We start from the raw sequence: 1,410 nt of genomic DNA, 5'->3' as shown, positions 1-1,410 counted from the left end.
TATGCCGAACAGATCATCACCCATGAACGCGAAGCCCTGACCATGCCGGAAGGCATGGACTTTGCCCGCGCCGCCACGTTGCCGGAAGCGTTTCTGACCGCCTACCGGGCATTGTTTCTGGAAGGCGGCCTGCAACCGGGGCAATGGTGCCTGGTGCGCCCGGCCACAGCCGGGGTTGGCCTTGCCGCCACCCAGCTGGCCAATACCCTTGGCGCCCGACCCATCGGCAGTAGTCGGGACTTGAGCAAGCTCGACACCGCCAACGACATGGGCCTCGCTGCCCAGGTGTGCGACGACGGCACCCTCACCACCCAGCTCAACGCCATTACCCACGGCGATGGCGTGGCGGTGATTCTGGACATGGTCGGACCGGACTGGAACGATCTGCTCGGCGGGCTCCGCGCAGAAGGCAGCCTGGTGAACATCGGCATCCTTGGCGGCTTGAGCACCGAACTGAATCTTGGCGCCCTGCTGATGAAACGCCAGACCCTGAAAAGCATGACCATGCGCAGCCAGCCGCTGGAAAACCGCATTCGTCTGGCGCAAATTTTTAACGACCGCCTGGCACCACTGTTTGCCAGCGGCGCCCTGTTGCCCCTCCCGCTGGAAACCTTTCCCTTTGACGACGCCAACGCCGCCCATCAACACATGGCCAGCAGCGACTTCAGCGGCAAGCGTGTAATCGTGCTCGAATAACGACAGGGTCAGAGGGTGCATTGCGGCCCACAAGGAAACAGTATTCGGAATACTATTTCACATTACCTTTCAGCGCCTCAATGACCAAAACGATCAGGTGGTCGGTCCGCGGGCGTTCGCGCAACCGCTTCATGGAACCAAAAAAAAGCGGGTACCCAAGGAGGGTACCCGCTGAAAGACACCACTAAGGGGTTAGCGGTGTGCGCTACAACACGGTTTGAATGCCGTTAACTCTTTTTGCGAGTCTGGCGTTTCGGGGCAGGTTTTTCGGGTTTTTCCTCAGCGTTATCCAGCGCCTGAGTCAATTCCTGCACCCGTTTTTCAAGCTGTTCGACCTCACGTTTGTTAGGGAGGCCTAAACGGGATAAAGCCTTGTTAAAGCGGTCATCAAAGGCTTTTTCCATTTTATCCATGGTCTCGCCGGTATGGTGGCGAACCCGTTCTTTAATCTCTTCCACCCGGGACTCGGTTTTGTCCTTGGTGTGCCGCTCCACTTCACGACCGGCTTCCACCAGGGCATCAAAAAAACCGCTGCCCTCTTCTTCGGCGCGAGCAAACGCGCCCAGACCGGCTAGCCAGATCTGATGGGTATACTTGCGAATGTCTCGTGAAGCCCCGGTAAGGGCTTTCAGCGGGTTTTGACGCCCGTCTTTTTCGTTCTGGTTCTGTTCTTGGTCGGACATGGTCCAAACTCCCGAAGGCAATTCCACGAGC

At 58.2% G+C, this 1,410-nt stretch carries 2 protein-coding genes; one reads left to right on the top strand and one right to left on the bottom strand.

Annotated features, from left to right (window positions below; genetic code table 11):
• The coding region (locus A3754_RS25275) for a zinc-binding dehydrogenase (protein ID WP_063521674.1) at window positions 1-696 on the top strand (696 nt) is incomplete at its 5' end.
• Between the two features lie 227 nt (window positions 697-923).
• Here the strand turns inward: A3754_RS25275 and A3754_RS25270 are convergent.
• Window positions 924-1,410 (bottom strand): phasin family protein (locus A3754_RS25270; RefSeq protein ID WP_231880791.1); only part of this gene is annotated, 487 nt, incomplete at its 5' end.

It is taken from the genome of Alcanivorax sp. HI0083 (genome assembly GCF_001635175.1).
This window is presented reverse-complemented; position numbering and strand designations above follow the sequence as displayed.